The 26875-nt window shown below is 56.7% G+C and carries 30 protein-coding genes and 3 pseudogenes; 17 read left to right on the top strand and 16 right to left on the bottom strand.

The window, feature by feature from the left end:
* Positions 1-29: 29 nt before the first annotated feature.
* Positions 30-629: a thymidine kinase gene (locus QTO30_RS19620; protein ID WP_340425716.1), complete on the bottom strand. Its 600-nt coding sequence runs from the start codon at positions 627-629 to the stop codon at positions 30-32.
* A gap of 269 nt (positions 630-898) precedes the next feature.
* On the opposite strand from QTO30_RS19620, the gene QTO30_RS19625 reads away from it, so the two are divergent.
* Both QTO30_RS19625 and arsH read left to right on the top strand, forming a co-directional pair.
* Positions 899-1348, top strand: a complete 450-nt coding sequence (locus tag QTO30_RS19625; RefSeq protein WP_340425717.1) for a phage regulatory CII family protein — start codon at positions 899-901, stop codon at positions 1346-1348.
* Positions 1349-1368: 20 nt separating this feature from the next.
* A complete protein-coding gene (gene arsH, locus QTO30_RS19630; protein WP_445327197.1) occupies positions 1369-2061 on the top strand; it encodes an arsenical resistance protein ArsH in 693 nt (230 codons plus the stop codon).
* 77 nt (positions 2062-2138) lie between these two features.
* Here the strand turns inward: arsH and QTO30_RS19635 are convergent, their stop codons facing one another.
* The gene (locus tag QTO30_RS19635; RefSeq protein WP_340425719.1) at positions 2139-3257 is read right to left on the bottom strand and encodes a beta-ketoacyl-ACP synthase III; all 1119 of its coding nucleotides are present in this window, start codon (positions 3255-3257) and stop codon (positions 2139-2141) included.
* A 165-nt stretch (positions 3258-3422) separates the two neighbouring features.
* Between QTO30_RS19635 and QTO30_RS22160 the strand changes: the two genes are divergently transcribed.
* The 3 genes from QTO30_RS22160 to QTO30_RS19650 all read left to right on the top strand — a co-directional run bounded on the left by QTO30_RS22160 (position 3423) and on the right by QTO30_RS19650 (position 4718).
* Positions 3423-3860, top strand: a complete 438-nt coding sequence (locus QTO30_RS22160; RefSeq protein WP_445327167.1) for a BrnA antitoxin family protein — start codon at positions 3423-3425, stop codon at positions 3858-3860.
* A 145-nt stretch (positions 3861-4005) separates the two neighbouring features.
* Entirely contained in the window at positions 4006-4257 is a 252-nt protein-coding gene (locus QTO30_RS19645; RefSeq protein ID WP_340425720.1) for an ECs_2282 family putative zinc-binding protein, read from the top strand.
* A 5-nt stretch (positions 4258-4262) separates the two neighbouring features.
* The gene (locus QTO30_RS19650) at positions 4263-4718 is read left to right on the top strand and encodes a hypothetical protein (RefSeq protein ID WP_340425721.1); all 456 of its coding nucleotides are present in this window, start codon (positions 4263-4265) and stop codon (positions 4716-4718) included.
* A gap of 25 nt (positions 4719-4743) precedes the next feature.
* Here QTO30_RS19650 and carB read toward each other — a convergent pair whose 3' ends face one another.
* Positions 4744-8073 (bottom strand): carbamoyl-phosphate synthase large subunit, encoded by a 3330-nt coding sequence (carB, locus tag QTO30_RS19655; protein ID WP_340425722.1) that lies wholly within the window; start codon positions 8071-8073, stop codon positions 4744-4746.
* A 171-nt stretch (positions 8074-8244) separates the two neighbouring features.
* On the opposite strand from carB, the pseudogene bchE reads away from it, so the two are divergent.
* From bchE to aspS, 3 genes and pseudogenes are all read left to right on the top strand, one after another.
* A pseudogene (gene bchE / locus QTO30_RS19660) lies at positions 8245-9906 on the top strand (magnesium-protoporphyrin IX monomethyl ester anaerobic oxidative cyclase).
* Positions 9899-10498 (top strand): bacteriochlorophyll 4-vinyl reductase, encoded by a 600-nt coding sequence (bchJ, locus tag QTO30_RS19665; RefSeq protein ID WP_340425723.1) that lies wholly within the window; start codon positions 9899-9901, stop codon positions 10496-10498. The pseudogene bchE and the gene bchJ overlap by 8 nt, the downstream one beginning before the upstream one ends.
* 109 nt (positions 10499-10607) lie before the next feature.
* Positions 10608-12460 (top strand): annotated as a pseudogene (aspS, locus tag QTO30_RS19670) (aspartate--tRNA ligase).
* On the opposite strand, the gene QTO30_RS19675 reads toward aspS, so the two are convergent.
* Positions 12457-13170, bottom strand: a complete 714-nt coding sequence (locus QTO30_RS19675) for a response regulator (RefSeq protein WP_340425724.1) — start codon at positions 13168-13170, stop codon at positions 12457-12459. The pseudogene aspS and the gene QTO30_RS19675 sit on opposite strands and share 4 nt — an antisense overlap.
* A gap of 127 nt (positions 13171-13297) precedes the next feature.
* Between QTO30_RS19675 and mce the strand changes: the two genes are divergently transcribed.
* Positions 13298-13702 (top strand): methylmalonyl-CoA epimerase, encoded by a 405-nt coding sequence (mce, locus tag QTO30_RS19680; protein ID WP_340425725.1) that lies wholly within the window; start codon positions 13298-13300, stop codon positions 13700-13702.
* 64 nt (positions 13703-13766) lie between these two features.
* The gene (locus tag QTO30_RS19685) at positions 13767-14054 is read left to right on the top strand and encodes a DUF1467 family protein (protein WP_340425726.1); all 288 of its coding nucleotides are present in this window, start codon (positions 13767-13769) and stop codon (positions 14052-14054) included.
* Here the strand turns inward: QTO30_RS19685 and QTO30_RS19690 are convergent.
* From QTO30_RS19690 to QTO30_RS19705, 4 genes are all read right to left on the bottom strand, one after another.
* Positions 14041-14730 carry an EI24 domain-containing protein gene (locus tag QTO30_RS19690; protein ID WP_340425727.1) on the bottom strand — a complete coding sequence of 230 codons (690 nt, stop codon included), beginning with the start codon at positions 14728-14730 and terminating at the stop codon, positions 14041-14043. The two genes, QTO30_RS19685 and QTO30_RS19690, sit on opposite strands and share 14 nt — an antisense overlap.
* Positions 14727-15305: a nitroreductase family protein gene (locus QTO30_RS19695; RefSeq protein ID WP_340425728.1), complete on the bottom strand. Its 579-nt coding sequence runs from the start codon at positions 15303-15305 to the stop codon at positions 14727-14729. The genes QTO30_RS19690 and QTO30_RS19695 overlap by 4 nt, the downstream gene beginning before the upstream one ends.
* Positions 15306-15365: 60 nt before the next feature.
* Positions 15366-16463: a class II histone deacetylase gene (locus QTO30_RS19700; protein WP_340425729.1), complete on the bottom strand. Its 1098-nt coding sequence runs from the start codon at positions 16461-16463 to the stop codon at positions 15366-15368.
* A gap of 65 nt (positions 16464-16528) precedes the next feature.
* Positions 16529-16762 carry a hypothetical protein gene (locus tag QTO30_RS19705; RefSeq protein ID WP_340425730.1) on the bottom strand — a complete coding sequence of 78 codons (234 nt, stop codon included), beginning with the start codon at positions 16760-16762 and terminating at the stop codon, positions 16529-16531.
* A gap of 102 nt (positions 16763-16864) precedes the next feature.
* On the opposite strand from QTO30_RS19705, the gene QTO30_RS19710 reads away from it, so the two are divergent.
* Positions 16865-17575, top strand: coding sequence for a M48 family metallopeptidase (locus QTO30_RS19710; protein ID WP_340425731.1), 711 nt, complete (start codon positions 16865-16867; stop codon positions 17573-17575).
* On the opposite strand, the gene QTO30_RS19715 is transcribed toward QTO30_RS19710, so the two are convergent.
* On the bottom strand, positions 17572-17865 hold the full coding sequence (locus QTO30_RS19715; protein WP_340425732.1) for a CBU_0592 family membrane protein: 294 nt from the start codon (positions 17863-17865) through the stop codon (positions 17572-17574). The genes QTO30_RS19710 and QTO30_RS19715 overlap by 4 nt on opposite strands.
* Positions 17866-18002: 137 nt before the next feature.
* Here QTO30_RS19715 and QTO30_RS19720 point away from each other — a divergent pair, with 137 nt between their 5' ends.
* Positions 18003-18356, top strand: coding sequence for a GFA family protein (locus QTO30_RS19720; RefSeq protein ID WP_340425733.1), 354 nt, complete (start codon positions 18003-18005; stop codon positions 18354-18356).
* Here the strand turns inward: QTO30_RS19720 and trhA are convergent.
* The gene (gene trhA, locus QTO30_RS19725; protein WP_340425734.1) at positions 18353-18991 is read right to left on the bottom strand and encodes a PAQR family membrane homeostasis protein TrhA; all 639 of its coding nucleotides are present in this window, start codon (positions 18989-18991) and stop codon (positions 18353-18355) included. The genes QTO30_RS19720 and trhA overlap by 4 nt on opposite strands.
* Positions 18992-19129: 138 nt before the next feature.
* Here trhA and QTO30_RS19730 point away from each other — a divergent pair, with 138 nt between their 5' ends.
* Positions 19130-19489: a diacylglycerol kinase gene (locus QTO30_RS19730; protein WP_340425736.1), complete on the top strand. Its 360-nt coding sequence runs from the start codon at positions 19130-19132 to the stop codon at positions 19487-19489.
* 13 nt (positions 19490-19502) lie between these two features.
* Here the strand turns inward: QTO30_RS19730 and QTO30_RS19735 are convergent, their stop codons facing one another.
* The 3 genes from QTO30_RS19735 to QTO30_RS19745 are packed head-to-tail and all read right to left on the bottom strand — an operon-like array spanning position 19503 to position 21545.
* Positions 19503-19739, bottom strand: a complete 237-nt coding sequence (locus QTO30_RS19735; RefSeq protein ID WP_340425737.1) for an acyl carrier protein — start codon at positions 19737-19739, stop codon at positions 19503-19505.
* A complete protein-coding gene (locus QTO30_RS19740; RefSeq protein ID WP_340425739.1) occupies positions 19729-20340 on the bottom strand; it encodes a GNAT family N-acetyltransferase in 612 nt (203 codons plus the stop codon). The genes QTO30_RS19735 and QTO30_RS19740 overlap by 11 nt, the downstream gene beginning before the upstream one ends.
* A complete protein-coding gene (locus QTO30_RS19745; protein WP_340425740.1) occupies positions 20331-21545 on the bottom strand; it encodes a class I adenylate-forming enzyme family protein in 1215 nt (404 codons plus the stop codon). The genes QTO30_RS19740 and QTO30_RS19745 overlap by 10 nt, the downstream gene beginning before the upstream one ends.
* Positions 21546-21909: 364 nt before the next feature.
* On the opposite strand from QTO30_RS19745, the gene QTO30_RS19750 reads away from it, so the two are divergent.
* A complete protein-coding gene (locus QTO30_RS19750; protein WP_340425741.1) occupies positions 21910-22191 on the top strand; it encodes a hypothetical protein in 282 nt (93 codons plus the stop codon).
* A gap of 407 nt (positions 22192-22598) precedes the next feature.
* Here the strand turns inward: QTO30_RS19750 and QTO30_RS19755 are convergent, their stop codons facing one another.
* Together QTO30_RS19755 and QTO30_RS19760 are read right to left on the bottom strand one after the other, a co-directional pair.
* Positions 22599-22955: a YigZ family protein gene (locus QTO30_RS19755; RefSeq protein ID WP_340425982.1), complete on the bottom strand. Its 357-nt coding sequence runs from the start codon at positions 22953-22955 to the stop codon at positions 22599-22601.
* A 121-nt stretch (positions 22956-23076) separates the two neighbouring features.
* Positions 23077-23208, bottom strand: coding sequence for a hypothetical protein (locus QTO30_RS19760; RefSeq protein ID WP_340425742.1), 132 nt, complete (start codon positions 23206-23208; stop codon positions 23077-23079).
* Positions 23209-23353: 145 nt separating this feature from the next.
* Between QTO30_RS19760 and ppk2 the strand changes: the two are divergent.
* A pseudogene (gene ppk2 / locus QTO30_RS19765) lies at positions 23354-24222 on the top strand (polyphosphate kinase 2).
* Positions 24223-24271: 49 nt separating this feature from the next.
* Complete coding sequence (locus QTO30_RS19770) at positions 24272-25513, top strand: MFS transporter (protein WP_340425743.1); 1242 nt, start codon at positions 24272-24274, stop codon at positions 25511-25513.
* Positions 25514-25517: 4 nt separating this feature from the next.
* Here QTO30_RS19770 and QTO30_RS19775 read toward each other — a convergent pair whose 3' ends face one another.
* The gene (locus QTO30_RS19775) at positions 25518-25805 is read right to left on the bottom strand and encodes a DUF6455 family protein (protein WP_340425745.1); all 288 of its coding nucleotides are present in this window, start codon (positions 25803-25805) and stop codon (positions 25518-25520) included.
* A gap of 165 nt (positions 25806-25970) precedes the next feature.
* On the opposite strand from QTO30_RS19775, the gene QTO30_RS19780 reads away from it, so the two are divergent.
* Entirely contained in the window at positions 25971-26819 is an 849-nt protein-coding gene (locus tag QTO30_RS19780) for an MBL fold metallo-hydrolase (protein ID WP_340425746.1), read from the top strand.
* Positions 26820-26875: the final 56 nt, after the last annotated feature.

Raw genomic sequence — 26875 nt, forward strand, 5'->3', positions numbered from 1 at the left:
TGGCGTTTTATGGGGAAGATTATAAAGATTTAGTCGAGATTGGGGTCGCCGTAGGCACCCATTTCTTCGCGCCAATGGCGTCGGCAAAGGGACACGTAGCGTTCGTTGCCGCCGACGACAATCTGATCGCCCGTGGCAAGGACATTGCCATCTTCATCCTTGCGCACAACCATGGTGGCCTTCTTGCCGCAATGGCATATGGTTCGGACCTCGCGCATTTCATCGGCCAGCGCCAGAAGCGATGCAGAGGCCGGAAACAGCCGCCCGCGGAAATCGACACGCAACCCATAGGTCATGACCGGAACGCCCAGATCATCAACCACGCGAGCCAGCTGCCAGACATGCTGAGGCGTCATGAAATGCGCCTCATCCAGAAACACACAGGCACAGGGTCCTTCATTCAGGCGCGCGGAAATCATCTCGAAAAGGTTATCTTCGGCGCCAAATGTATCTGCGTCGGCACCAATGCCAATCCGGCTGCCGATACGTCCGACCCCAGCCCGGTCATCAAAGCGTGCGATCATCAGATAAGTCTGCATCCCGCGCTCAATGTAATTGTGCGACGCCTGCAAGAGCACGGTCGATTTGCCCGCGTTCATCGTGGAATAGTTGAAATAGAGTTTTGCCATAATGGGTGATTAGCGTTGGCATGACCAATTTGGCAAGCCCGTCGCGCGATACAAATCGGCATCGCCGCGACGTCAAAGGGAGCCCCTGAAACAAAGGGGTGGATCGCGATCCGAAACATATCGCACCACTCAGCACGACAACTCGTTAACGCAGTCTCAGGAACACGAGACTGGATTATTTTTGCCATACAGTGCATTTGCATAAAATGGGAAACACGACGCGAATTTCCCCTGCCGTAGGGGCAGCAGCACGAAGATGGAGCACACGTATGGCGGGACCAGGTAGTTATCTTAAGAAACACACCGAGGCTTTGGTCAAGGACGTCGGCATTGAAGCGGCTTGTGCGTTGACGGGTAAATCGAAGGCGACGCTTGGGCGTTACTACTCAGACAGCGATGAGCATACGGACCGTTTCATGCCGGTGGACGCCGTGGCGCTGTTAGAGGCAGCGGCTTCCTATCCGCATGTCACCTCTGCTTTGGCTGAGCTGAAAGGCGTAACCATGTCCCACGACACGGACCGCGCAAACAGTGACGGTGAAATCAATACCGATGTGATTAAGCTTAGCCAGCGCTTCGCCATGCTGATGGCTGAGTACAATCAGTCGATCGCCGATGGGGTCATCACGATCAACGAAGCCAAGCGCATGCTGCGTGAGACGACCTCTCTGCAACAGGTGCTGATTGATATGAAACTGCACCTCGAAGAAACCGCCTAATGGAAATTGAGATGTCCGACATGCCCAATCTGGTGGCCGAAGCCTTGCAGCCACTCGACATCACCGCATTGGCGGGGCCGGACGCCCCACAGCACCCACCCCGCATCTTGTTGCTTTACGGCTCTCTAAGAGAAACCAGCTACTCGCGCCTTTGTGCCGAGGAAGGTGCGCGGATCCTGCGCGCGCTGGGGTGTGAGACAAAGTTCTTCGACCCATCCGGCCTGCCGCTGCCCGACGATGCAGATGTAGACCACCCCAAAGTGGCCGAGCTGCGCGAATTGACGCTTTGGTCGGAAGGCATGGTCTGGTCGAGCCCGGAACGACATGGCGCGATGACCGGTATTATGAAGACGCAGATTGACTGGCTGCCGCTGTCGCCGATTGGGGGCATCCGGCCGACGCAAGGGAAGACACTGGCTGTGATGCAGGTGAGCGGTGGGTCGCAATCCTTCAACACAGTCAATCAGTTACGCATTCTGGGCCGCTGGATGCGGTTGATCACAATCCCCAACCAATCCTCGGTGCCGATGGCCTGGAAAGAGTTTGAAAACGGGCGGATGAAGCCCTCGTCTCTCTACAATCGGATCGTGGATGTCATGGAAGAATTGGCGCGCTTTACGATCATGACGCGGGCGCGCAGCGCGATGCTGACCAACCGTTACTCGGAACGGGTCGAGACGTTGGAAGACGTGCACCAGCGGGTCAGCGGTTAGATTATCGGCACGAAAGGGACGCCGCAGGCGGTAAGTGTCATAAGCAGTGCGATGGTCGCGATGATTTTCATGATCCGCTAGGCCCGTTCGACGATGACAGAACCCACTGAATATCCGGCGCCGAAAGAGCAGATTAGACCTTTGTCACCCGGCGCCATATCATTGGAATGTTTGGAGAAAGCAATGATGGACCCAGCCGAGGATGTGTTTGCATAGTCCTGCAGAATATTGGGCTGTTCGCCCTCTTCCGGTGTGCGGCCAAGGACCTTTTTACCGATGTAGTCGTTCATGGTTTTGTTGGCCTGATGCAGCCACAGGCGGCGCAAGTCGGCAGCTTCGATGTTTTCTTCGGACATGTGATTGGCGATGTGTTTGCTAACCAGCGGGAGGACCTCTTTGAAGACCTTGCGCCCGTTTTGCATGAATTGCATGTCGCGGCGATCTTCCATGGCATCGGTGGTGCGGCGTAAGTAGCCGTTATTGTTCCGAATATTATTGCTGAACTGGGTCGCGCAGCGGGTGGAGAGCACTTTGAAATGCGGCGCGCTCAGGTCTTCGTCGCGCTCGAGCAGGGTTGCCGTTGCCACATCGCCAAAGATGAAATGACAGTCGCGGTCGCGCCATTCCAGATGGGCAGAGCAAATCTCGGGGTTGATCACCAGCGCCCGGCGGATCGAGCCGGAACGGATCATATCCGCCGCCGTCTGGATGCCGAAGGTTGCACTGGAACAGGCGACGTTCATGTCGAAAGCAAAGCCAACCGCGCCCAGAAGTTGTTGAATTTCAACGGCAATGGCAGGATAGGCCCGCTCCATGTTAGAGGCGGCACAAATCACCAGATCGACGTCCGCCGCGTCAATACCCGCAGCCGCCAGCGCCTTTTGCGCGGCGTCCACCCCGATCTCGGCCATGAAACCGGGCTGGTCGTCAGCGCGCGGGGTAAACCGCGGGAACATGCGGGACGGGTCAAGAACGCCTTCCTTGTCAAGTACATAGCGCCGCTCAATACCCGACGCCGCCACAATGAAATCACTGGACGAATGGGTCTTGGCCTCAACCGTCCCGGCCGCAATTGCGGCGGCGTTTTCGGCGTTCCATAGATCGGCATAGGCGTTGAACGCGGCGACCAATTCGTCATTTGTGATGGTCTCGGTCGGGGTGAAAACCCCGGTTCCTGTGATGGCAACGTTGTGCATGAAGGCCCCTCAAGCTGATCCAGCTACCCTAGGGCGAGAGGGGCAGGATTGTCCACCGGAACACGGCGTACACATGGCGTACACAACCCGTACACACCCGGCGCGTACGTAACGTCATCCGCCTGTTTATACTTTGGGGGCAGTCCGATCGGCAAGGAGGCTTCCGTGACCGACACCAAAGATATGACCAAGACCCAGCTCATCCGCTGGAGCTATGCCACCGATGCGCTGCGGATGATTGAATACGACCTGCACTCCGTCGCGATGAAACTGCGCTGCCTGCCCCGCGAATGGGACGAGATCTGGGAAGACCTTGACCGCCGCGACCTCAAGAAGATGCGGGTGACAATCCGGCTGGATGCGGATGTGGTGAAATTCTTCAAGGCGATGGGGGAAGGGTATCAACCCCGGATGAACCGGGTGTTGCGGACGTTCATGCACTACCGGCTGGCGGGGATTGTGGAGGGGCCGGACACGACAGATTACGTGCTGGCGCCGGAACGGTTGGAGACCGGATGGGAGCCGCGGCCGTCATTTGGCGGGGTGCAGCAGATGGAGGCGGAGATTGAGGAGAGGCGGGCGCGGTTGGAGAAGGGGAGGTGAGGGGCCGCAGAATTAGACTTCAACACGACAACCAAGTCTCTTGCGACTTCAAGAATGCCCAAGGAATTCGCAAAACGTTTGATTGCTTACTAAATCGCCAAAGCTTATTGTTCACTTTATGTTCCAGCTGTGGTATTGATACATCATGAAGCAAGATTATTCGCGAAATGTAGCTCTGGCATGTCCTACCTGTGCAGGCGATCAATTTGAGTTTGATGAAGATATTGAGCCAGATGCTCGGAATTATCAGTGCGTTGATTGCGGAAGGGTTACTGCACATACTGTACTTGTCGCTGAGAATAGTGAGCGTGTCCAAATCGCATCCGACGAAATAAAGAATGAAGTGGTCAAAGATTTTAAGAAGCAGCTGAGTAAGGCATTTAGGGGTTTCAAATAGACCAGATGCTTACCGTCATTGTTTCTGCTGCGGCTTTGCTAGTATCCATTGCAGCATTTGTGCATTCAGTTCGCAGTTCTAAAGTTCAAACTGAACTAACCTTGCGCGAGATAGAACTTGTTCGGATACAAATTGCGAATGAACACGAGAAAAAGAAGAGCGTTGTTTCCGCTGATGTATCCGCTCGACTATACAGTTTAGGAAGTCATAAATGGCGGGTAAGAACTTACAACCGAGGGCCGGGTAACGCGCTAAATGTTTCTATCGCTTCCGATAATACGGGCTACATTATTGACAGCGAGAAGAATGACAAATTACCTCTAAGATCATTGGAAAGCGGTCACTCAGTTGACCTACTCGCAGCGATTCATTTGCAGTCAAAACGTAAGGCCGAGATTACATTGGTTTGGATGGATACTTCCGGAAAGGAACATACGAAAGAAGTGGCTTTAACTTTCTAAGTCATTTTTTGGCAGCCAATCACGTCTACCCCTGTAAAGACCTCACCCCAACATCTCCCTCAACCCGTGCCTGCATGGCCAGCACGGCGGCGTGTGCGGCTGCGGCTGTCGTGAAGTAGGGGATTTTGTCGTAGAGGGCGACGGCGCGGATGTCGCGGCTGTCTTCGACGGCTTGCGCGCCTTCGGTGGTGTTGAAGACCAATGCGATGTGCCCGTCTTTCAACCGGTCGACGATGGTCAGCCCGCCTTCGTAGACTTTGTTCACCACTTCGCAATCAATTTGGTTTTCAGTCAGCCAGGCGGCGGTGCCGCGTGTGGCTACGATATCAAAGCCGAGCTTCAAAAGCATTTGGCCTGCTTCCAGCATCATGGGCGTCTTGTCGTCGTCCTTGATTGAGATGAAGACCGTGCCCGCCTCTGGCAGTTCGGCGCCTGCACCCATTTGCGCCTTGAGGAACGCGCGGGGGAAGGACCGGTCCCACCCCATGACCTCGCCGGTCGAGCGCATTTCGGGGCCGAGGATCGTATCGACGCCGGGGAAGCGGGCGAAGGGCAGAACGGCCTCTTTCACGCTGAACCACGGGGTCGTTGGGTCGGCCAGCGTAAAGGCGTCACCCATCGGCAAAACCTCCATCGGGTCAGCGGCTGCTGGGTAGGGATCGCGCAGGGGGAAGTTTGACAGTGGCTCGCCCGCCATCAGCCGGGCGGCGATAGATGCGATAGCGGAGTCGGTGGCCTTCGCGACGAAAGGCACGGTGCGGGAGGCACGGGGGTTCACCTCGATCAGGTAGACGACCTCGTCCTTCACCGCGAACTGGATGTTCATCAGGCCGACGACGTTGAGTGCCTTGGCCAGTTTCTCGGTCTGGCTGCGGATTTCCGCGATCATCGCGTCAGAGAGCGAATATGGCGGCAGCGAACAGGCGCTGTCGCCGGAGTGCACGCCTGCTTCTTCGATGTGCTGCATAATGCCGGCGACGTGGGTGGTTTTGCCGTCGGACAGGCAGTCGACGTCAACTTCGACCGCGCCCGAGAGGTAGCTGTCGAGCAGGACAGGGCTGTCGCCCGAGACGACGACGGCGTCCGAGATATAGCGGCGCAGCTGGTCCATATCACGCACGATTTCCATCGCGCGCCCGCCCAAGACGAAGGAGGGGCGGATGACGAGGGGGAAGCCGATGCCTTCGGCGATGTTCAGCGCCTCTTCATCGGTCGATGCGATGCCGTTGTGGGGCTGCTTGAGGTCGAGTTTCTGCACAAGCTGCTGGAAACGCTCGCGGTCTTCGGCAAGGTCGATACTGTCGGGCGTGGTGCCAAGGATCGGGATACCCGCGTCATTCAGCGCGTTGGCGAGTTTCAGCGGGGTCTGCCCGCCGAATTGCACGATGACGCCGTGCAGGGTGCCATTGTTCTGCTCAACCCGCAGGATTTCCATGACGTGCTCAAAGGTCAGCGGTTCGAAATAAAGGCGGTCGGAGGTGTCGTAGTCGGTGCTGACCGTCTCGGGGTTGCAGTTGATCATGATCGTCTCGTACCCTTGGTCGGTCAGGGCAAAACAGGCGTGACAGCAGCAGTAATCGAACTCGATCCCCTGCCCGATGCGGTTGGGTCCGCCGCCGAGGATAACAACCTTTTTGCGGTCTGAAGGCCGGGCCTCGCATTCCGCGTCGCCCATCACGGGGGTTTCGTAAGTGGAGTACATGTAGGGCGTTTGCGCTTCGAACTCGGCACCGCAGGTGTCGATCCGTTTGAAGACGGCGGTGACACCAAGGTTGTGGCGGGCGCGACGTACTTGATCTTCGGTGCGGCCAGTGAGCTTGGCGAGGCGCGCGTCGGTGAAGCCGAGCATCTTGATGGCGCGCAACCCGTCTTCAGTGACAGGCAGGCCGTTTTTGATGATGTCGGTCTCGGCCTCAATGATCTCGCGGATACGGGCGAGGAACCAAGGGTCGAATTTGGTGACAGCGAAAATGTCGTCGTCGGACAGCCCGTGACGCATGGCTTGTGCGATGACCCGCAGGCGGTCGGGCGTTTGCTTGGCGAGCGCTTTGGTGATCGCGGCGGCCTCTGGTGCGCCCGGGATGTCGATGTCGTCGAAGCCGGTCAGGCCGGTTTCCATCGAGGCCAGCGCCTTTTGCATCGACTCGTGGAAGGTGCGACCAATCGCCATGGCTTCACCCACGGATTTCATGGCTGTGGTCAGGTAGGGTTCGGAGCCCGCGAATTTTTCAAACGCGAAGCGCGGGATTTTGGTGACGACGTAGTCGATTGTGGGCTCGAACGAGGCCGGTGTCACGCCTGTGATGTCGTTGTCGAGCTCGTCCAAAGTGTACCCTACCGCGAGTTTTGCGGCGATTTTGGCAATCGGGAAACCCGTCGCTTTTGAGGCCAGTGCAGAGGAACGGGACACGCGTGGGTTCATTTCGATAACAACCATGCGCCCGTCGACGGGGTTCACCGCCCATTGCACGTTGGAGCCGCCGGTCTCAACCCCGATTTCGCGCAGCACGTTGATGCTGTGCGTCCGCATGATCTGATATTCTTTGTCCGTAAGCGTCAGGGCGGGGGCGACGGTTATGGAATCGCCGGTGTGTACGCCCATCGGGTCCACGTTTTCGATGGCGCAGACGATGATGGCGTTGTCGGCCTTGTCGCGCACGACCTCCATCTCGAACTCTTTCCAACCCAGTAGGGACTCGTCCACGAGGATTTGGCCAACGGGGGAGGCATCCATGCCCGTCCGGCAGAAGTGTTCGTATTCTTCGCGGTTGTAGGCCACGCCACCGCCGGTGCCGCCAAGCGTGAAGGCTGGGCGGATGATCGCAGGCAGGCCAATGTCTTCGAGCGCTTCCAGCGCGAGGGCCACGCCTGCAGTCAGGTCTTGTTTGCCGTCTTTTTCGGGGGCTGTGACGATGGTTGCCTTGGGGTTTTCGATACCTAGCCGGTCCATCGCCTCGCGGAACAATTTGCGATCTTCGGCCATTTCAATGGCTTCGCGCTTGGCCCCAATCATTTCGACGTTGAATTTTTCCAACACACCCATGTCCGCAAGGGCCAGCGAGGTGTTCAGGCCCGTCTGTCCGCCCATGGTGGGCAGCAGGGCGTCGGGGCGTTCCTTTTCGATGATCTTGGCGACGACTTCTGGGGTGATCGGCTCAATATAGGTCGCGTCGGCCAGCCCCGGATCGGTCATGATGGTCGCGGGGTTGGAGTTGACAAGGATGACCCGGTAACCCTCCTCACGCAGTGCCTTACACGCCTGCGCGCCGGAATAGTCGAACTCGCAAGCCTGACCGATAATAATGGGGCCCGCGCCGATGATCATGATCGACTGGATGTCGGTACGCTTTGGCATGGCAGTGCCCCCAGATTATGCAAATTGTCGTGGGTTATAGGGATGGCGCGGCCATGTGCAAGGGGGGATATGCGTTGTGCGGGAATTCCCCAGATATGGCTGGTTTGATCTATGTCAACAAAAATGGACACCTGATATGTAAAGTAAATTAGACACATAGGAGAGTCAGCCATGCGCATTCTTTTTGTTCATCCCAATTACCGCTCCGGCGGGGCCGAGATTGCAGGCAGTTGGCCCCCGGCTTGGGTTGCCTATTTGACAGGGTCGCTGCGCCGGGTTGGGTTTGAAGACATCCATTTCATTGATGCGATGACGAATGATCTGTCGGATGAGGTTTTGGCAGAGAAGATTGCTGATTTGCAGCCAGATGTTGTTGGGACGACGGCGATTACGCCGTCGATCTACAAGGCGGAAGAGGTTTTGCGGATCGCGCAGGAACAAGCCCCGCAAGCGCTGCGTATGCTGGGGGGTCCATGCGACCTTTATGTACAAGCAGGTTTTGTCAGAGGCCCCTTGGGTCGACGTCATCGTGCGCGGTGAAGGCGAAGAGATATTGACCGAGTTGATGTGCGCGGTCCGCGATGGTGGTTGGCCTGGAAACAAGCGCCAGATCAAGGGCCTCGCGTTCATTGATGAAGGTGAGATCGTGGCGAACCCGGCGGCGAGTACGGTCAAGGATCTGGACGGGATTGACCCTGATTGGACCATTCTGGAGTGGGAGAAGTACATCTACATTCCGCTCAATACGCGCGTTGCGATTCCGAATATGGCGCGGGGTTGCCCCTTTACCTGTTCTTTCTGCAGCCAATGGAAGTTCTGGCGCGACTACCGGGTGCGCGACCCCAAGAAGGTGGTCGATGAAATCGAGCGGCTGGTAAAAGAGCAAGGCGTGGGGTTCTTCATCCTGGCGGACGAGGAGCCGACGATTAACCGCAAGAAGTTCATTCAATTCTGTGAGGAGCTAATAGCGCGCGGTTTACCGGACCGTGTGAAGTGGGGGATCAATACGCGGGTGACGGACATCTACCGCGACCGCGAATTGCTGAAGTTCTATCGCGAGGCTGGATTGGTGCATGTGAGCCTTGGGACCGAGGCTGCCGCGCAGATGAAGCTGGATCAGTTTAACAAAGAGACGAAGGTTGAAGAAAACAAGACGGCCATTCGTCTGCTGCGCGAGGCGGATATTCTGGTGGAGGCGCAGTTTATCGTGGGCCTGGACAATGAGACGCCCGAGACCCTGAACGAGACTTACAAGATGGCGTGGGACTGGCAGCCCGATCTGGCGAATTGGGCGATGTATACGCCTTGGCCGTTCACGCCACTGTTTCAGGAACTCAAGGACAAGGTCGAGGTGTTCGACTTTAGCCGTTACAACTTTGTGACGCCCATCATGAAGCCCAAGGCGATGGAGCGGGGCGAACTGCTGGATGGTGTGATGAACAACTATCGGCGTTTCTATATGAAAAAGCTTTGTTCCACTACCCGTGGCGCGGGACCGGATTTCGACGAAGGTATCTTTTGGGCTGTTTGAAGGCCTTTATGAAAGCGGGGTTTGCCCGCACGTTCTATGACTTGGGCAAGGTGGGCTACACTGGGCCGCAGTCGAAGAACAACCTCGATTTCCAGTTTGACGAAACGCGCACCATCGCTGAAGCGCAGATGGATGATTGGGAGGCAAGCGCTGATCGGGCGGCCAAAGCGGCCGAACGGCGGGAGGCGATCCGCGCGCAGGGCAAGGCGCGTGCGGTAGAGCGGAATGCGGATTTCAAGATGCCCAATGGGGCCGAGATCAAGGCCTGTGGGGGCGGTTCTGAGCAAATGGAGGATGCTTAGGGATGCAAACCACACCACAGGCCTGATCGGGCCCAATGCGGTTTTGCAGTTGCTGCCGGTGTTGGAACGGGCCGGTGGCGTCCGTTTCCGCGATCAGGTGATGGCGGCAGCCGGTGTGTTTGAGGCACCCGGTGACGATGGCATGATGCCCGAGGCGCCAGCGGCGCGAATGCATCAGGCGTTGCGAGCAATTGAGCCGGAAATGGCGCCATCGCTGGCTTGGGCGGCGGGGGAACGGACGGCGCAGTACATCTTGGCCTACCGTATTCCGCAAATGGCGCAAGTCGTGCTGAAGTCATTGCCCGCGGCCTTGGCCGGGCCATTGTTGTCAAGAGCAATTGCGAAACATGCATGGACCTTTGCCGGTTCTGGCACCTTTCGTATCGCAGGGCCGCTAACGTTTGAAATCGCGGATAATCCCATTGTGCGTGGTGAGGTCAGTGATGTGCCGCTTTGTCATTGGCATTGCGCGGTGTTCGAGACCTTGTTTCGCACTTTGGTTGATCCACACCTGCGTTGCACCGAGGAAACCTGTTGCGCGATGGGTGCGCCAGCCTGCCGGTTTGTGCTGCGACGGACCAAGAGGAGCTGAGGTTTTTATATCTCTGGCGGGTGTTTTCCAGCCAAGATGAAGGGAGCGGTTGACTTCGCACCTGCAAAGATGTGTATCGGGCCGACCAATCGCCTTGAGGAATTGCCCGATGCACGCTTACCGCAGCCACACCTGTGCCGATCTGACCGCCGCCAACGTGGGCGAAACCGTCCGCCTGTCGGGCTGGGTGAACCGGGTGCGCGATCACGGTGGTATCCTGTTTATCGACCTGCGCGATCACTACGGCATCACGCAGGTACTGTGTGATCCGGACTCGGCGGCCTTTGCGGATGTAGAGAAAGTGCGCTCGGAATGGTGCATCCGTATTGATGGTGAGGTGAAGGCGCGTGATCCCGAGTTGGTGAACCCCAAGCTGCCGACTGGTGAGGTTGAGGTATTTATCCGCGCGATTGAGGTGCTGGGTGCGGCCAAGGAACTCCCCTGATGGTCTTTGGCGATCAGGAATACCCTGAAGAAACGCGCCTGAAGTACCGCTATCTCGACCTGCGTCGCGAAGCGATGCAGGAAAACATGAAGCTGCGCTCAGATGTTGTCGCCTCCATGCGCCGCCGGATGTGGGACACTGGGTTCCGCGAATATCAGACGCCGATCATCACGGCCTCCTCCCCGGAAGGCGCGCGCGATTTTCTGGTGCCGTCGCGCTTGCACCCAGGCAAATTCTATGCCCTGCCGCAGGCTCCGCAGCAATTCAAGCAGCTGATCATGGTGTCGGGCTATGACAAGTATTTCCAGATCGCGCCCTGTTTCCGCGACGAAGACCCACGCGCGGATCGGTCGCCAACGGATTTCTACCAGTTGGATATGGAGATGTCCTTTGTTGAGCAGCAGGACGTGTTCGACACGATCCAACCCGTCATCACCGGGATTTTTGAAGAGTTTGGCGGTGGACGCAAAGTTGACCAGACGTGGGAACAGATTTCTTATCGAGATGCCGCTCTCTGGTATGGCAGCGACAAGCCCGACCTGCGCAACCCGATCAAGATGCAGGTTGTGTCTGAGCATTTTGCGGGCTCTGGTTTTGCGATCTTTGCAAAGCTGTTGGAGCAGGAGGGCACCGAGGTGCGCGCCATACCGGCACCAACCGGTGGCAGCCGCAAGTTCTGTGACCGCATGAACGTCTTTGCCCAGAAGGAAGGCTTGCCCGGGATGGGCTATATCTTCTGGCGTGAAAAGACGGCTGATGCCGTGGCGCAAGAGCTGGGGATTTCGGTGAAAGAGGCGCAAGCCAAGCTGAAGTCCGGTGAAGTTGAAGGGGGTATGGAAGCCGCGGGCCCTCTAGCCAAGAACATTGGGCCGGAGCGCACCGAGGCAATTCGCCAGCAGTTGGGCCTTGGCCTGGGTGACGCCGCGTTCTTCCTTGGCGGCAAACCGAAAGCGTTTGAAAGTGTCGCTGGCAAGGCGCGCAATGTGATTGGCGACGAACTGGGGCTGACTGATCAGAACCGCTTTGCCTTTGCCTGGATTGTGGATTTCCCGATCTACGAAAAGGATGACGAGACCGGCAAGATTGATTTCGAACACAACCCGTTCTCCATGCCGCAGGGTGGGATGGACGCGCTGGAAGGTGATCCGCTCAAGGTTTTAGGTTACCAATATGATCTGGCCTGTAACGGGTATGAATTGGTCTCTGGCGCGATCCGGAACCATCGTCCTGAAATTATGTTCAAGGCGTTTGAACTGGCTGGCTACGGCAAGGACGAGGTCGAAAAGCGCTTTGGCGGGATGGTCAACGCGTTCCAATACGGCGCGCCGCCCCATGGCGGGTGTGCGGCAGGCATCGACAGGATCGTGATGTTGCTGGCAGATGCCTCTAACATCCGCGAGGTTATCATGTTCCCGATGAACCAGCGCGCCGAAGATCTGATGATGGACGCACCCAGCGAGCCGCAAAACGAACAGCTACGTGAGTTGCGCCTGCGCGTCTTGCCGCCTGAAAGCTAAAGCGGCCCGCCTGCAGCGATCTGCGTTTGCACCAGTTGCGTCAGGGCGACAACACCAGCATCGGGGTTGTTGCCTGAACGTCTTAGCTTGCTCAGGTTTTCTACCGCGGCATCAAGATCGTGATCATGTGCACTGCGTGCGACGCCGCTGAGAAATTGTGTGACATAGTCCAACGCACCGTCATCATCAGTGTCATCCAGGACTTGCGCTATATGATTGAGGTCATCGCGATAGGCGATTGGATCGGGGCAAATTGTTTCATCGTTTACGCCGCGCGGCGCAGGGGGCTGCCTATCCTTTGGCAGATGCTCAAGAATTGCGGATTGAAAGTTCAACAGGCTTTGCACTGGTTTGGCGATAAAACCATCCGCACCCGCGGCCAGCACATCGGCACTATGATCTTCTCCGCTCATCCCAAGAACGACGTCAAGACGCGTCGCAGCCTCTGACACTGACCGGATCAGCGACAGGCCAGAGCCGTCAGGTAGCCCCACATCGACCAACAGAACGGTGGGCCGGTAAATCGCAAGGTGCCGCCGTGCGTTTTCCAAACTGTCGGCTCGTCTGATCCGGGCGCCGGATCGCAGGCACATCAGGCGTACCGCTTCACTGGCAAAGCGGCTGTCTTCGACAACCAGCACAGTAACCCCCAAAAGCGGGCGGCGTGCAGTTGGTGCACGGGTGAACATCAGGTCATCAAGTGTTTCCATCGTGATTCTTCCCTTTATGGCAGCGAACCCTATTGAAAGCACCGCAAGGTGAAGAGGAGGTTAACAGCATCATCCGTTGCACCTGCACTGTGCTGACGGCATAAGGTTCAAAACAGGAGAAATGCTTATGATTGGCCGCCTCAACCACGTCGCAATCGCCGTTCCCGATCTGGAGGCGGCCAGCAACCAGTACCGCACCATGCTGGGTGCTGATGTCGGGGCGCCGCAGGATGAACCTGATCACGGCGTCACGGTTGTGTTCATCAATCTGCCCAATACCAAGATTGAGCTGTTGTACCCGCTGGGTGAGGGATCCCCGATCCAGGGCTTTCTTGATAAGAACCCGTCAGGGGGCATTCATCATGTCTGCTATGAGGTTGATGATATCCTCGCCGCCCGTGATCATCTGTTGGCCGAAGGCGCGCGCGTATTGGGTGGTGGTGAGCCAAAGATCGGGGCGCATGGCAAACCGGTGCTGTTTTTGCATCCCAAAGATTTCAATGGCTGTCTGGTGGAATTGGAGCAGGTCTAACCCCTTGCCGTGACGTACAATCGGCGTATCTGATGATCAGCCACTTTACATAAGGAACATCGCTTTGGGTCCTGTTTCTGGTCTCGTCCTTCTTGCCGTCATCTGGACGGTCGTATTTTTTATCGTGCTACCTTTGCGCTTGGAAACGCAGGGTGAAGCAGGTGAGATCGTACCGGGTACACATGCGTCATCGCCTGCGAACTTCAGCTTCAAACGCAAAGCCAAAATCACCACCTATTTCGCGGTGCCAATCTGGGCAGTGATCGCTGTTGTCCTGCTGACTGGCGCCGTCTCGGTCCGTGACATCGATTGGTTTGAGCGGATGTCCACACCCGAGGTCAGCCGCGACTGATCGCGTGATAAAGGTGGGTGAAGGTCGCTGCACCCAGGATCGGTATGATCAGGTTGACCAATGGAAACGTCAGCGGGACGGCCATCAGGCAGCCTGCAAGCCAGACCTTCGAGCTATGCTGTTTGCGCAGGTCTTTTGCTGCAGCCCGTCCAATCCGGCGCATGGCGGCCAGTTGAAAGTATTCCCGTCCCAATAAATACCCGTTCAGCGCATAGAATATGAAGATCGCCGCGAAGGGGAAGATAGCGTAGAGAATGAAGGCAAAGATGTTTGCGGCGATCAGAACCCCAAGGAAATTGACCGTATCACGCAACCCATCCCAGAACGTCAGGCGGGGCACGTCTGGCAGGCTGGGGAAATGCTTGTCCTCAACAGCCTGGGCAACTTCGTCCAGAAACAGCGATGTGATTGCAGACGCCACAGGCACCATCAGAAAGATCGACATCACAATCACGAGGCCGAGCGACCCCCAACCCAACAGATCGCCCACCCATGTGACCTCGCCCACACCGGGCAGGGTGATGGGTTCTTGCGTCAACCATTCGATTAACCAGAGCAGTGCGGCATAGATGCCCACCAAGAGTGCGATTGTCAGGCCAATTCCACGCCACAAGACACTCCGAAACCTGTGGTCCGGCAGTTGTGCGACCGCTTTGGCAAAGGACGCAATGATCATGCGTCAACCCAAGTTGTGATGGTGTCCAAGTCGGGGCGCGGGCGCTCGGGTGGTGCGCTTGTCTCGGTCCCGAGATGGATGAAACCTGCAACGGTTTCGTGCGCTGCCAAGCCAAGGCCCTCGGTGATGAAAGCGCGGTCATGGCTGGCCCAGCCGGACAGCCAGTTTGCACCCCAGCCCGCGGCAAGTGCTGCATTGACGAGGGCCAGACAGACCGCACCCGCCGAATAGATCTGTTCGATCTGTGGTATCTTTTCAGACGGTTTGGGGCTGCAAATCACCGCAACGGCTAGATCAGCCTTGCCGAACTGGTCTTGCGCTTTGGTGATCTTGTCCGGGTCGATACCCAGCGCTGTACCATGTCTTGGCACCAAATCTGCCAGACGCTGCAATGCGGGTTTGCTCAGGACGATAAAGCGCCATGGCTCCAACTTGCCGTGATCGGGCGTGCGGGCTGCGGCGGTGAGCAGTTTTTTGAGCATTTCGCGATCCGGCACAGGTGTTGTCAGCGTCTTGGCTGGGCGCGAGCGGCGGGTCATCAGAAAGTCGAGTGCAGCAGAGTTGGGTTTGGGCATTGGCGATCCTGTTATGGTTTCTTCGCAGATATGATCAGGTTGGGCCAAAGACAACCGAGCCTAAAGTGCAGCGGTCATCTCGGCCAGCCAGCTATCCACAAAGGCATCAAAACGGGCGTCGGGTTGGCGTAAGGGGAACACCTCGGCAAAGGGATCGGGTGCTGTGATCGTACTTCCCGCCATTTCCTGCAGCACATTGTGACCGCAGAATGGGACATAGGTTTTCGAATAGCCGCCTTCATGCACCATCACGAGCTTGCCCGCGCAAACCTGCTGCGCGACGGCCATCACTTGCCGGGTCATCATGGTGAACGTCTCGGCCGTGGCCAGCATGCGGCCCAAGGGGTCATTGGCCGCGGCATCAAAGCCACAGGCGACAATCAGTACATCTGGTGCGAAGTCCCGGATGGCGGGCAGCGCCAGCCGTTCCATTGCGGCCAGATATCCTGTGTGGCCGGTTCCCGGCGGCAGAGGGATGTTGAGGTTGAAACCAAAACCGCCACCATCGCCACGGTCGGCAAAATCACCAGTATCCATGGGATAGTTCCGCTCTTGATGCAAAGAGATGGTCAGCACATCCGCGCGGTCATAGAATACGGCCTCGGTCCCGTTGCCGTGATGCACGTCCCAATCCAGCACGGCAAAGCGCTGGGCAAGGCCCGCCGCTTTGGCTGCCTCAATTGCGATGCCGATATTGTTGAAAAGGCAAAACCCGTTGGGATAATCCGGCAAGCAGTGATGTCCGGGTGGGCGCGACAGCGAATACGCATTGGTGACCTCACCGTTCAACACTGCGGCAAGGGCGGTCTTGGCCAAGCCCGCCGAAAGAGCAGCCAACTCATATCCGCCGGGGCCAAAGGGAGTGCGGCGACCCAACTCGCCGCCGCCAGCATCTGACAGGGCTTTGAACGCATCAAGATAGTGTGCAGGATGGACGCGCAGCAAATCCTCGCGTGTGGCGGGGTCTGCACCACGCATCGCAAGCGCGCGCGCCAGCCCGGTCACTTCGATAAGGTTCTTGAGGCGACGCTTTGTCTCGGGGCTCTCCGGTAAACCGCCGTCCAATGGCTGGACGAGCCCGCCGACTGGCAGCATGCCCGCATAATTGCCGCCGCCGTGCCAAAAACACCGCTCATCCCAGAAAAACCCCGTCGTCATGCGCTCCACCCATCTTCTCATGTTCTGAAATACCCCCGCCGGAGGCTCCTTCCCCACCAACCTGCTCAGGTTTTGCGCAATTGATATATGCCTTCGGGCAAATCCAGAGCGGCCTCCAGATCGCGCAACTGTGTCAGGGATAGCGTAATGCGCACCACTTCGTCGCTGCGTGGATCGACCTGGGCAATGGTGACACAATCATCAAAGGCGTTAATGATCACATCTTCTTTTAGCGGGGCTTTGCCTTCGTCGACCAAGGTCACAACGGTAGCATCATAGTCGTGTTCGATTGTAAACATGGGCTGACCCTAGCCATGGTTTGCCAATCACGCAATCAAGGCTGGAAGCGGTGGGTGAAAATGATAGGTTTGCCCCTGATATCTTTCGAAGTGGGGGTAGCTATGCGTCTTTTGGCGATTGTTTTCATGCTTGGTCTGGGAGCCTGTACACCTGTCGCTATTGAGCAATCAGGATCGGCACCGAGCGCCACCATGCAGTCACCGCAGGATATACCGCCGCGGTTGTCACAGCGTGAGGCCGTTAACAACTTTGAATTTGTTGTGCGCCGGGTCGAACCCGTTGCTGAACAGATATGCAGCACGCGGTCACAGCAGGAAAACTGTGACTTCCGGATTGTGGTCGACAGCCGCCCAGATCAGGGTGTGAACGCCTATCAGACGCTGGATCGCAATGGCAGACCTGTGATTGGATTCACAGTTGGGTTGATTTCCGAGGCACGCAACCGTGACGAGCTGGCATTCGTGATGGCTCACGAAGCCGCCCATCACATTCGCGGACATATTGCTCAGCAGCAGCAAAATGCGGCCCTGGGTGGGCTATTGATTGGCAGTCTGGCTCAGGCTTTGGGGGCCGCAGATATCGAAGGCGCGCAACGGATTGGCGCCTCTGTCGGGGCGAGGACCTACTCAAAGGATTTTGAACTTGAGGCAGATGCGTTGGGCACGCAGATCGCGGCGGCTGCGGGGTTTGATCCATTGCGGGGGGCAGAGTTCTTTTTTCGGATTCCTGATCCGGGCGATCGCTTCTTGGGGACACATCCGCCGAATGCGGATCGACTGCGCACAGTCCAAAGGGTTGCAGCAGGGCTCTAGTATTGCAGCTGTGACCTTGCCATGTGCCGTGTGCGCAAGCGGATGAAAATCGCCACGCCGGAGATGCAAATAAAGAAAACCTGAATCATCGCTGCGGCGAGGTTGAATGCATTGGTCAGACCGATCAGCACCATCGTGGCCGCCGATCCATTGATTGCAAAATAAGCAATGCTTTCGGACTTTACCCGCTGAAACGTCAGCATCGTATAGTTCAGCACGTAAAGCCCGAAACCGGCGATACCAATAGCATCGAAAAACGTTGGGCCATAGAAATTGAGAATACTGATCACGCTAAAAACTCACTAAAAATCTGCAAACGCAGGCAGAAATTGCCTCACAGGGTGCGAAATGACACCATATGCTGACCCTAGGGAACGCTGTCCAACCTGTCAGGTCAGGCATTCCATACCAGCAAAGGAGGGCATCGATGATCACGGGAACCTGCCATTGCGGTGCGGTCAGCTATGTATTCGACGACACGCCAAAGCGGGCAACTTCCTGCAATTGTTCGGTATGCCGACGGCTGGGGGCCTTGTGGATTTATGCCAAGCTGCCGCTGATCACGGTCAATGGGCCAACCTTTGGCCACGCGCGGGGCGAAAAATCACTAGCGTTTCATAGTTGCAGGATCTGCGGATGTACGACCCATTGGGAGAACCTTAACCCGACCGAACCAGACGCCTATATGGCCGTCAATCTGCGGCTCGCCGATCCTGATGTCGCTGCGGCAATCCCTGTGCGCCACTTTGATGGCGCAGAGACTTGGACGTTTCTGGACTAGACCATCGTCGTAGTCGCTATCGCGATGGCAGCAAAGAAGCAGGCTGACGCGGCGACAACAAATCCATGCCAGATCGCGGTAGAGAATTTCAGAGTCTCACTGGCATAGAAGGGGACGCCAGCGGTGTAGAGCAGCCCGCCGATCGCAATCAGCACCATTGATGAGACCGGCACGATCGGCCAAAGTGACCAGATCAATGCCAAGCTGAGCCAGCCCATGATCAGATAGAGCGCGGGGCCAAACCGTCCTGGCGTGCGCCAGAAAAACAGTTTGAGCACCATACCAACCACCGCCAGGCCCCAGACAACGGCCAGAACGGTATAGGCAAACCAACTGCCGATCATCACGACAAGTGGCGTATAAGTCCCGGCGATTTTCAGATAGATTGCAGCGTGATCAAAGCGGCGCAAGATGGGTCTGATCCCTTCCCACGGCGTCATATGATAAAAAGCCGAGGCCACAAAGGTTGCGATCAGGGTTGCACCATAGACAGCAATCGCGGCGATTTGCGCTGCCGTAGCATGACCAGATGCCCAGACAATCAAAACAACGGCCCCGGTGATTGCACCCAGTACTCCCACAGCGTGCATGGTCCCATCGGCAATGCGTTCTGAGCGGGCATAGATCGGATACATGGCGCGGTCCTTGTGTTGTTTGTCCAAACGGTAGCGGGATCACAAAGACCGTCAAACGTTTCGTTAGGTCAAAGCGGGTCCTTGGCAGCCGCGGCCTGATCGCCCACACTCATCTTAAAGCGTGAAAGGTTAACAACTATGTGGCAACAAATTCTGCGGGTACGGCAACGGGCAATCTGGTCTTGGCATGGGTTTGTCCATGTCTGCAAAACCGAAGGGTCCTTAATGCAATGGCTGGTTGCAAATGCAGTTTTTGGGACACTTGCCCTTGTTTTGCCCTTGAGTTCTGGCGAGCGTGGGATGCTTTTGATGGGCGGTATCATCGTACTGGCCACCGAATGCATGAACACGGCGATTGAGCGGGTGGTTGACGATATCGGGACTGAACAGCGGGAGGCGGCAAAACATGCGAAAGACTGCGGATCAGCGGCCGTAGCGGTGACGGCGGTTGGTGTGGGGGTTGCTTGGGTCTGCGTGTTGGTTGGTCTCGCAGTCTGAGTCAGATTTAGATCTACGGTGTTTCAGGCGTGTGAACGTCTATGATACGTGCAACCGATGTGACATCGACCAATGTCGTGATCTCAATAGGATCGAGGGGGCGGCCTAAACGCTCTTCCACTGCCAGAACCATGCGAAAATGCGCCAGACTGTCCCATGCAGCGGTGTTCATCAGACTGGTGTCTGGTGTCACATCGTCCGGGGATAAGTTGAGCGCTTCCGCCACTAACGCGAACGTTTCACTCTGCATTTGCTTCTGCCTCAATCTGGCGTTTTTTCAACCAATCCTCGGACAACATCTCGTAGTGGATGCTATCATGATGTTCCCCTGTGCCTGGTGATAGCCACACCTTGCGATCATAGCCGATCATGCGAAAGCCCATCTTGTTATAGTTATAGATTGAGCTAACATTCCTACTTAACACGCGGCCATAAAAACGCACAACGCGATCCGATCTGGAAAAATGATCAAGGATCGCTGTACGCACTTCCTCGAAGACATCTTTGCCCCACCAACTGCGTGCATGGATGACAATCGTCAGGCTTGCTGTGCCCGAGTCATCAATTTTCAGCTTATGAACACCAATTGTGCCTTTGATCTCTTTGGCGACAATTGCATGAGTAAAACGCGAATGCCCATCAGCGCGCCCCATCAATTTCGCCCACTTGTACGGCGAATAATCAGTGCGTGGCATCATGAGATTCTGCAATATCTCGGGATCATTCCGCCAAGGTGCCGTCACCTTGATCGCCTCCGCTCGATTGCAATTCACCAGATTGAAGCGCTCTGTGATGACCGGTTGAGACAAATAGGGATCAGGTGGCTTGCGCCGCAATTTGCTCAGAACCATTTCTCTACCATCTGTTTTTGGGCCTCAATCCGTGCAATCTTACCCCGATCATTCTTGGGTATTTCAGTCACAAACTCAATCTTGGAAGGTACCGCATCCGTGCGCGCGTTTTCACGGCACCATGCGATCAGTTCCATTGTGTCGAGAGTGTTTGACGTGGGGCGCACGAGTGCCGCCACTCTCTGACCCGAGATTGGATCTGGAATGCCGAAGCTGCAGGCCTCTGCGACGTGAGCGTGTCCCTCAAGCAGCATGTCCACTTCCTCTGCCAGAACTTTAATGCCAGCGACGTTGATTTCATTCTTGGTTCGTCCGACCAGGGTCAGTGACTGGTCTTTGGCAAGGTGTCCGAGGTCACCGGTCAACATATAGTCGCCCAGCATAACTTCGCGTGTCTTTTCAGGATTGCGCCAGAACCCCAGCATCTGCCCTGGGCTTTTGACCGCTACCTGCCCTTCGCCGTGGCTATGTAAGCCGTTGTCACGCAACACCCGAAATTCGCCACCCCAGGGTTGGCCCACGTAGCCGTCGGAACGGCCAACGTCTGAGAATGCTCCGCCGGAAATCCAATTGGCGGTTTCTGTCATGCCATAGGAGTTGAAAACAGCCTTAGTGCCACACCAGTTCGCTATGCTTTCCCATAGAGCGAGGGAAAGGGGGGCCGACCCGACATGAACCCGCTGCATCGCGCCCTGAGGAGGCGGAGACGTCGCAAGGATCATCTTCCAAAACGACGGCACCGAACTGAAGAACGTGATCTCATGCTGGTCGAGCGTCGCTCCAAAGTTGGACATCTGAGGGATTTCGATTTTAGGCAAAAGCCAAAGGTGCTGTCCGGCGTAAAGTGCGGTCAAAGCATTCCCGATAAGACCGTGCCCGAAGAAAAGAGGCAAAGTGCAGAGTGTGTTTTTCATCACGGTCGGCCCGATTGCAGTCAGGTTGGCTGCAAGCCGTTGGCGAAGACCATCAATGCTATGCGTGACACCTTTGGGCGTGCCGGTCGTGCCAGATGTCATCAAGATGAGCGCAGCACCGTCTATGTCATAAAGGTGCTCTGCTTGCGGCGGCAATTCTTTCATCGAGTTATCGTCCAACCAGAGCGCAGCCCCAGTCGTGGCAATGACGTTTTGCCGCTCACCTGCTTTGATGGCAGGGTTTACCATGACCGCACAGGCGCCGCATTTCCAGACCGCAAAGAGACTCACAAGGCAATCGATGGGGTCCGACGTCGCAATTACCGCGCGAGAAGATTTGCCCGCTAGACAATCTCGAATTGCGGCTGCGCGCGCTTCAATAGCATCTAGAAATGCGTCTTTGTCACGATGCCGCCCAGATCTGACGCAAGTTATCTGCATTGTTTTGGGTAGGTTAAACATGATTTATTTCAACGTATTAGGCATCCTTGGGGGCATCAGTTTGTCTGCGATTTGAGCGCTTAGCAAGCGCCGTTGCTTTAGCGCTTAGGCGTAGCGTGGCCAAAGCAGTTCAAAGTTAACTTTTTGTTGTGTGAAGTTAAGCCTAGGCTTAGTTTTGGCGCAACTTTTGATTGGTTGGAAGATGGAGTTATCGATGATCAAACGAATTAAAACTGGTGTCTCAGCTATTGCTGCGCTTGCTTTGACAGGCACAGCCGTATCTGCTGGCGGTCTGGCTGATGAAATTGTTGAAGCACCCGTCGCGGTCGAAGACCCTGTTGCAGCAGCACCTGCTAGCAGCGTTCCTGGGTGGGTCATTCCTGTGGCGATTTTGGCACTTGTGATCGGTGTTGTGGCCAGCAGCGACGATGACGATGACGATGATGGTGGCGACGAAAAGATGGGCGGTGGGCTTGGTCCAAAGAAAAATCAGTAGCTGCTAACCAGTGTTGTGTTGTTGAGCTCAGGCCTCATAGCCACATAGATGACGGCGGGGGCGGGGGCTAAAAGGTTCACGCCCCTGCCGCGGTACTGGTTGATGTTCACATAGGTTGCATCAATCGTTGTGATCTTTTCCTCACCGTACGCGGTGGCCCGACCTACTCGCATCTGGGCAACGACGCTGTTTCACTTTGCCAATTCCTGCGGTTTTTAGAGCGGTTTTGTGTGGCCCATGGGCGCAGCCGCGTCGTGCCAGCATAAGCTATTGCGATTGACGAAGATAATCCCGCCCAGCTCGCGCCGGGTATAGACGCGAGGCTTGCTGTGAGGCGTCGGGGAGCAGGCTCAACACGCGCGATCTGCCCATCTGGACCTTGTGTTGGACAGGTCGCCGCATAGGTTTCACCCTCCCGACACTCCATCCAAGTAAACCCGCACCGCATCCTGCACCCGCCGGAACCGGTCTCCACCCAGCTTCGTCCCACCGAACCACCGGGTCACCACAATGATGTGGCCTTCCAGCCCTTCGCGTTCCAGCATCCGCAGGATCACCATGCCTGCGCCGCTTTCGCCGTCGTCGTTCTTCAACGGCCCATCCGGCAGCAGAACCGCCCATGTGTTATGCGTCGCTTTGGCGAACTTCTTGCGGCGGCACAGCGATTTGACAAAAGCCTTGGCCTCATCCGCTGACCCCACAGGCCCTCCTGCGACCGCATATTTTGAACCGCGGTCGCTCAGGACATTTTCGATAACCTTCAGGGAACCGCCCTCGGATCAGGATGTGACCTCGCGGGCAGCGCCATAGTTGCAGCCGCTGTGGCCGCTAAGGCCTTTCATGGGTGATGTGGCGTCGGCCACTGCGGCGCAGGCGCTTGCCGTATCATCCCACGCCATCCCCACAGGGCAGCTTTGGGATTGGGCGACCGGTTCGGTCGGGGCTAAGCAGTGTCGTGTCTTGGGCGTATGCGGCCATTGGCAATAGGGCCAGGGCAAGTACTGTGAGACGCATCATGTCCTCCTACGGTTAGCTAATTAAATAACGGTAGCCCAATCGCACGATTTTTCAACCTGTGCATCTTTGCATTGCTTGACCCACATCAAGGTAATCAAACCGCATTTTTGCTATGGCCGCGCGATGCAAAAAGAAGGAGAGGGACATGAAAGATACCGCTGTTGAGACCAAACCAAAGCCACGCAAACGCAGCCGACCTGCGCGCCTGCCTAAGATCGCCCGACGCCCCTATGAGGCTGAAAAAGCCGAGTTGCAGGCCGAGCTTTTGAAGGTGCAGCTTTGGGCGCAAGAGACAGGTCAGCGCTTTGTCCTGCTCTTTGAAGGCCGTGATGCGGCTTAAGCAAGGGCGGTACAATCAAGCGCTTCACAGAGCACCTTAACCCCCGTGCGGCCCGCGTCGTTGCCCTGAACAAACCAACGGATGAAGAACGCGGCCAATGGTATTTCCAACGCTATGTCAACCATCTGCCGACATCGGGCGAAATGGTTCTCTATGACCGCAGCTGGTACAACCGCGCCGGTGTTGAGCGCGTCATGGGGTTTTGTGAGCCTGAGGAATACCTCGAATTCATGCGCCAGACACCAGAGGTCGAGCGGATGCTGACGCGGTCGGGTATCCGCCTTTATAAATACTGGTTCTCGGTGACGCAGGATGAGCAGAAACGCCGCTTTGAATCCCGCGCCACTGACCCTCTGAAACAGTGGAAGCTGTCACCGATTGACAAGGCCAGCCTTGATAAATGGGAAGACTACACCGAAGCCAAAGAGGCGATGTTCTTTTACACCGATACGGCTGACGCCCCCTGGACCGTGGTGAAATCCAATGACAAGAAACGCGCGCGGCTTAACTGCATGCGTCATTTCCTGTCGACGCTGGATTATCCCGGCAAGGACTACGCCATCGCCCAACCGCCGCAGCCCGAGATTGTAGGCAGCGCAAAGAAGGTCATCCATCGGGCCGATCACATTCTGGGCACAGCACTGCATCCTGAAACGCGACGGGTGAAGGTATAAAGGCGCTGCCCCGCTTGCGGCCTGATACCACTTAGCTTTAAACCGGGGCATGGCCATACGGCAGTCTTTCACACGACAGCAGGTTTTCGTCCTTTTCATCTGTGTAGCGATCTTTGCGCTTGGACAGTTTCATCGTGCATCCGGCGGGGTGTTTACGCCGATCCTGATGGACCGTTTCGCGCTTTCGACGGCGACGGTTGGCGGCTTGGTTTCGGCCATGTTCTTTGCGACGATTGCGGCGCAACTGCCCTTTGGCCTGGCTTTGGACCGTATCGGGCCGCGTGTCGTGCTGGGCACATGTGTCCTGATCATTGCCCTTGGCACTGGTGTATTCGCGATTGCGCCCAGCTTTGATCTGGCCCTGCTGTCACGGATCATGATCGGCATCGGGTTGGCTGCAATGGGGGCCGCCACCCATGTGATCATTGCGCGAAACTTCACAGCCAAGGATTTTGGATATATCGGCGGCCTTGTCGTCACCTTGGGCGGCGTTGGTGGGCTTTTGGGTACATATCCATTGGCTGTCGCGTTAGAGTATCTGCCTTGGGCGACGGTCTTTGGCGGTGTGGCCTGTATCACGCTGGCGCTGGCGTGGCCTGTTTTTCACCTTGTACGGCCCGGCCCTGCCGCCGCCGATGATCATCAAGACCCGACCGGGGGCGTGCATGGTGGCTATCTCACACTGCTGCGCCAACCTGAATTTCTAAAAATTCTGACCCTCGGCGCGGTCACCTATGCGCCAATCACAACGATCACGGGTCTTTGGGGCGGGCCCTTTCTGCAAGACGTGGCCAATCTCTCTGCCGGACAATCGGGGGCTGTGCTGCTGCTCCTTTTCGCGGCAACCATCGCGGCGGGATACGTCTTTGGATCGCTGGACCGGTATGTCGCCTCGCGAAGGGCGCTGATCTGCGCCGCATTCGCCGCCTCATGCGGCAGCCTCTTCGCCTTGGCGGCGTTCGCCAAGCCACCGGTCGCACTGTCGATCTTATTGCTGGTGATCATGGTGTTCAGCCAGCAATTCTACATCCCCCTCAGCGCCCACATGCGCAAGAGTGTCGAAGACAATCTGCTGGGGCGGGCATCGACGCTACTGTCGCTCATATCCGTCGCAGCGATCCCGGCAATGCAACTGGCCTTTGGTGCCATTCTGGATGTGACGGCCAAATGGGGCTTTGCGACGCCAGATCAATACCGGACGGCCTTCGGCGCGATGGGCGCTGTGATCCTTGGCGCCGGGTTGCTTTATCTGACGTCACGCAACATCAATGATGATGCGCAAGATGGTTAGCAGATCAGGCTTGGCGCAGCTCAGCGAAAGTCTCACGGTTCACGCAGTAGGCTGGCGCCTGATCAACATGTGCCGTTTCAGCCAGCAAGCGATCGCATTTTTCCACCTGTTCGCATCCCCGACAGCCGGTAATCATATCGGCATATTCGGCGATGTTGATTTTATCCTCATCCAATGCGGTCGACAGATCGACATCACACGCCTTGGCCATCTTAATGACCCGCCAAAAGTGATCGCGTATATCCCCTAGGGTTTGCATTTCCAAGCCTCCGGTTGCGGATGGCGTTGTCATAACAGCCCGGAAAAACAAAAACCTTGCGCTAGATCAAGTCATCGCCCGCACCCGAAATCACGGCACTTTGCGGTGTTGGGTCGCCATATCACAGGTTGACGGTACCCCGCGTCTTCTTCTTAAAACACCAAAGCCCCGCCAAACATGCCGCAAAGGATCACCTCTATGTCTGATAGTCTCGCTCTTTTGGGTGTCAAAGGCGGCCCGGCCATTCGTCCGGGTTCCAACATGCCGACGGCCATGCTGTTGAAACTTGCCGGGAAAACCATTCTTGTCGATGCCGGGCTGGGCGTCACACGTGGCATTTGCGACCAAGGCGTCGCACTAACCGAAATCGACCTGATCGTGATCACACACCTGCACTCTGATCACTACCTCGAACTCGGGCCCTTCTTTCACACGGCGTGGACAGCCGGGCTTAATCGCACAATCACTGTGATCGGTCCAAAGGGTCTGGATACCTATTGGACAGGCTTCCAAGACAGCATGCGTTTCGACATTGACCTGCGCATACGCGACGAAGGGCGCTGCGATTTCGATGGCCTTGCCGACATCCAGATCATTCAGGACACGATGACCTTTGGCGACATCACGCTGCGCACAATGCGCAACCTCCATCCACCGATCATCGACACATTTGCACTGCGCTTTGAGGCAGGCGGCAAAGCCGTCGTCCTCTCCGGCGACACCGCCTACATGGATGACATGGCCCCATTCGCCAAAGGTGCCGACCTGTTGGTCCATGAAGCCATGCTGCGCGACGGGGTCGAGGCGCTCTGCGCCCTTATGACAAACGGTGATGAGCGCTTGCGCATCCACATCTTGCGCAGTCATACCGATGCCGTCGATGTTGGCCGCATCGCGAAGGATGCAAATGTAAGACAACTGGCGCTCAACCACATGGTGCCCGACGGTGACCCTGACTTCACCGATCACCATTGGGAAACCGAGGTGCGCAGGCATTGGACCGGTCCCTTTCATTTTGGTAAGGATGGTATGAAGATCGCGTTCTAACAGCGACATACAGTTCAGCTTCAGCGGAGGCAGCAATAGTTAACGTTCTGGGTATC

It is taken from the genome of Yoonia sp. GPGPB17 (assembly GCF_037892195.1).
In the GTDB taxonomy this organism is placed as follows: domain Bacteria; phylum Pseudomonadota; class Alphaproteobacteria; order Rhodobacterales; family Rhodobacteraceae; genus Yoonia.

What these genes read in the sequence shown, in the direction of transcription:
- QTO30_RS19620 (WP_340425716.1), bottom strand. Translation starts at nt 629, where the DNA reads ATGGCAAAACTCTATTTCAACTATTCCACGATGAACGCGGGCAAATCG.
- QTO30_RS19625 (WP_340425717.1), top strand. Translation starts at nt 899, where the DNA reads ATGGCGGGACCAGGTAGTTATCTTAAGAAACACACCGAGGCTTTGGTC.
- arsH (WP_445327197.1), top strand. Translation starts at nt 1,369, where the DNA reads ATGCCCAATCTGGTGGCCGAAGCCTTGCAGCCACTCGACATCACCGCA.
- QTO30_RS19635 (WP_340425719.1), bottom strand. Translation starts at nt 3,257, where the DNA reads ATGCACAACGTTGCCATCACAGGAACCGGGGTTTTCACCCCGACCGAG.
- QTO30_RS19645 (WP_340425720.1), top strand. Translation starts at nt 4,006, where the DNA reads ATGAAGCAAGATTATTCGCGAAATGTAGCTCTGGCATGTCCTACCTGT.
- QTO30_RS19650 (WP_340425721.1), top strand. Translation starts at nt 4,263, where the DNA reads ATGCTTACCGTCATTGTTTCTGCTGCGGCTTTGCTAGTATCCATTGCA.
- carB (WP_340425722.1), bottom strand. Translation starts at nt 8,073, where the DNA reads ATGCCAAAGCGTACCGACATCCAGTCGATCATGATCATCGGCGCGGGC.
- bchJ (WP_340425723.1), top strand. Translation starts at nt 9,899, where the DNA reads ATGCTTAGGGATGCAAACCACACCACAGGCCTGATCGGGCCCAATGCG.
- QTO30_RS19675 (WP_340425724.1), bottom strand. Translation starts at nt 13,170, where the DNA reads ATGGAAACACTTGATGACCTGATGTTCACCCGTGCACCAACTGCACGC.
- mce (WP_340425725.1), top strand. Translation starts at nt 13,298, where the DNA reads ATGATTGGCCGCCTCAACCACGTCGCAATCGCCGTTCCCGATCTGGAG.
- QTO30_RS19690 (WP_340425727.1), bottom strand. Translation starts at nt 14,730, where the DNA reads ATGATCATTGCGTCCTTTGCCAAAGCGGTCGCACAACTGCCGGACCAC.
- QTO30_RS19695 (WP_340425728.1), bottom strand. Translation starts at nt 15,305, where the DNA reads ATGCCCAAACCCAACTCTGCTGCACTCGACTTTCTGATGACCCGCCGC.
- QTO30_RS19700 (WP_340425729.1), bottom strand. Translation starts at nt 16,463, where the DNA reads ATGACGACGGGGTTTTTCTGGGATGAGCGGTGTTTTTGGCACGGCGGC.
- QTO30_RS19705 (WP_340425730.1), bottom strand. Translation starts at nt 16,762, where the DNA reads ATGTTTACAATCGAACACGACTATGATGCTACCGTTGTGACCTTGGTC.
- QTO30_RS19710 (WP_340425731.1), top strand. Translation starts at nt 16,865, where the DNA reads ATGCGTCTTTTGGCGATTGTTTTCATGCTTGGTCTGGGAGCCTGTACA.
- QTO30_RS19720 (WP_340425733.1), top strand. Translation starts at nt 18,003, where the DNA reads ATGATCACGGGAACCTGCCATTGCGGTGCGGTCAGCTATGTATTCGAC.
- trhA (WP_340425734.1), bottom strand. Translation starts at nt 18,991, where the DNA reads ATGTATCCGATCTATGCCCGCTCAGAACGCATTGCCGATGGGACCATG.
- QTO30_RS19730 (WP_340425736.1), top strand. Translation starts at nt 19,130, where the DNA reads ATGTGGCAACAAATTCTGCGGGTACGGCAACGGGCAATCTGGTCTTGG.
- QTO30_RS19735 (WP_340425737.1), bottom strand. Translation starts at nt 19,739, where the DNA reads ATGCAGAGTGAAACGTTCGCGTTAGTGGCGGAAGCGCTCAACTTATCC.
- QTO30_RS19740 (WP_340425739.1), bottom strand. Translation starts at nt 20,340, where the DNA reads ATGGTTCTGAGCAAATTGCGGCGCAAGCCACCTGATCCCTATTTGTCT.
- QTO30_RS19750 (WP_340425741.1), top strand. Translation starts at nt 21,910, where the DNA reads ATGATCAAACGAATTAAAACTGGTGTCTCAGCTATTGCTGCGCTTGCT.
- QTO30_RS19760 (WP_340425742.1), bottom strand. Translation starts at nt 23,208, where the DNA reads ATGATGCGTCTCACAGTACTTGCCCTGGCCCTATTGCCAATGGCCGCA.
- QTO30_RS19770 (WP_340425743.1), top strand. Translation starts at nt 24,272, where the DNA reads ATGGCCATACGGCAGTCTTTCACACGACAGCAGGTTTTCGTCCTTTTC.
- QTO30_RS19775 (WP_340425745.1), bottom strand. Translation starts at nt 25,805, where the DNA reads ATGACAACGCCATCCGCAACCGGAGGCTTGGAAATGCAAACCCTAGGG.
- QTO30_RS19780 (WP_340425746.1), top strand. Translation starts at nt 25,971, where the DNA reads ATGTCTGATAGTCTCGCTCTTTTGGGTGTCAAAGGCGGCCCGGCCATT.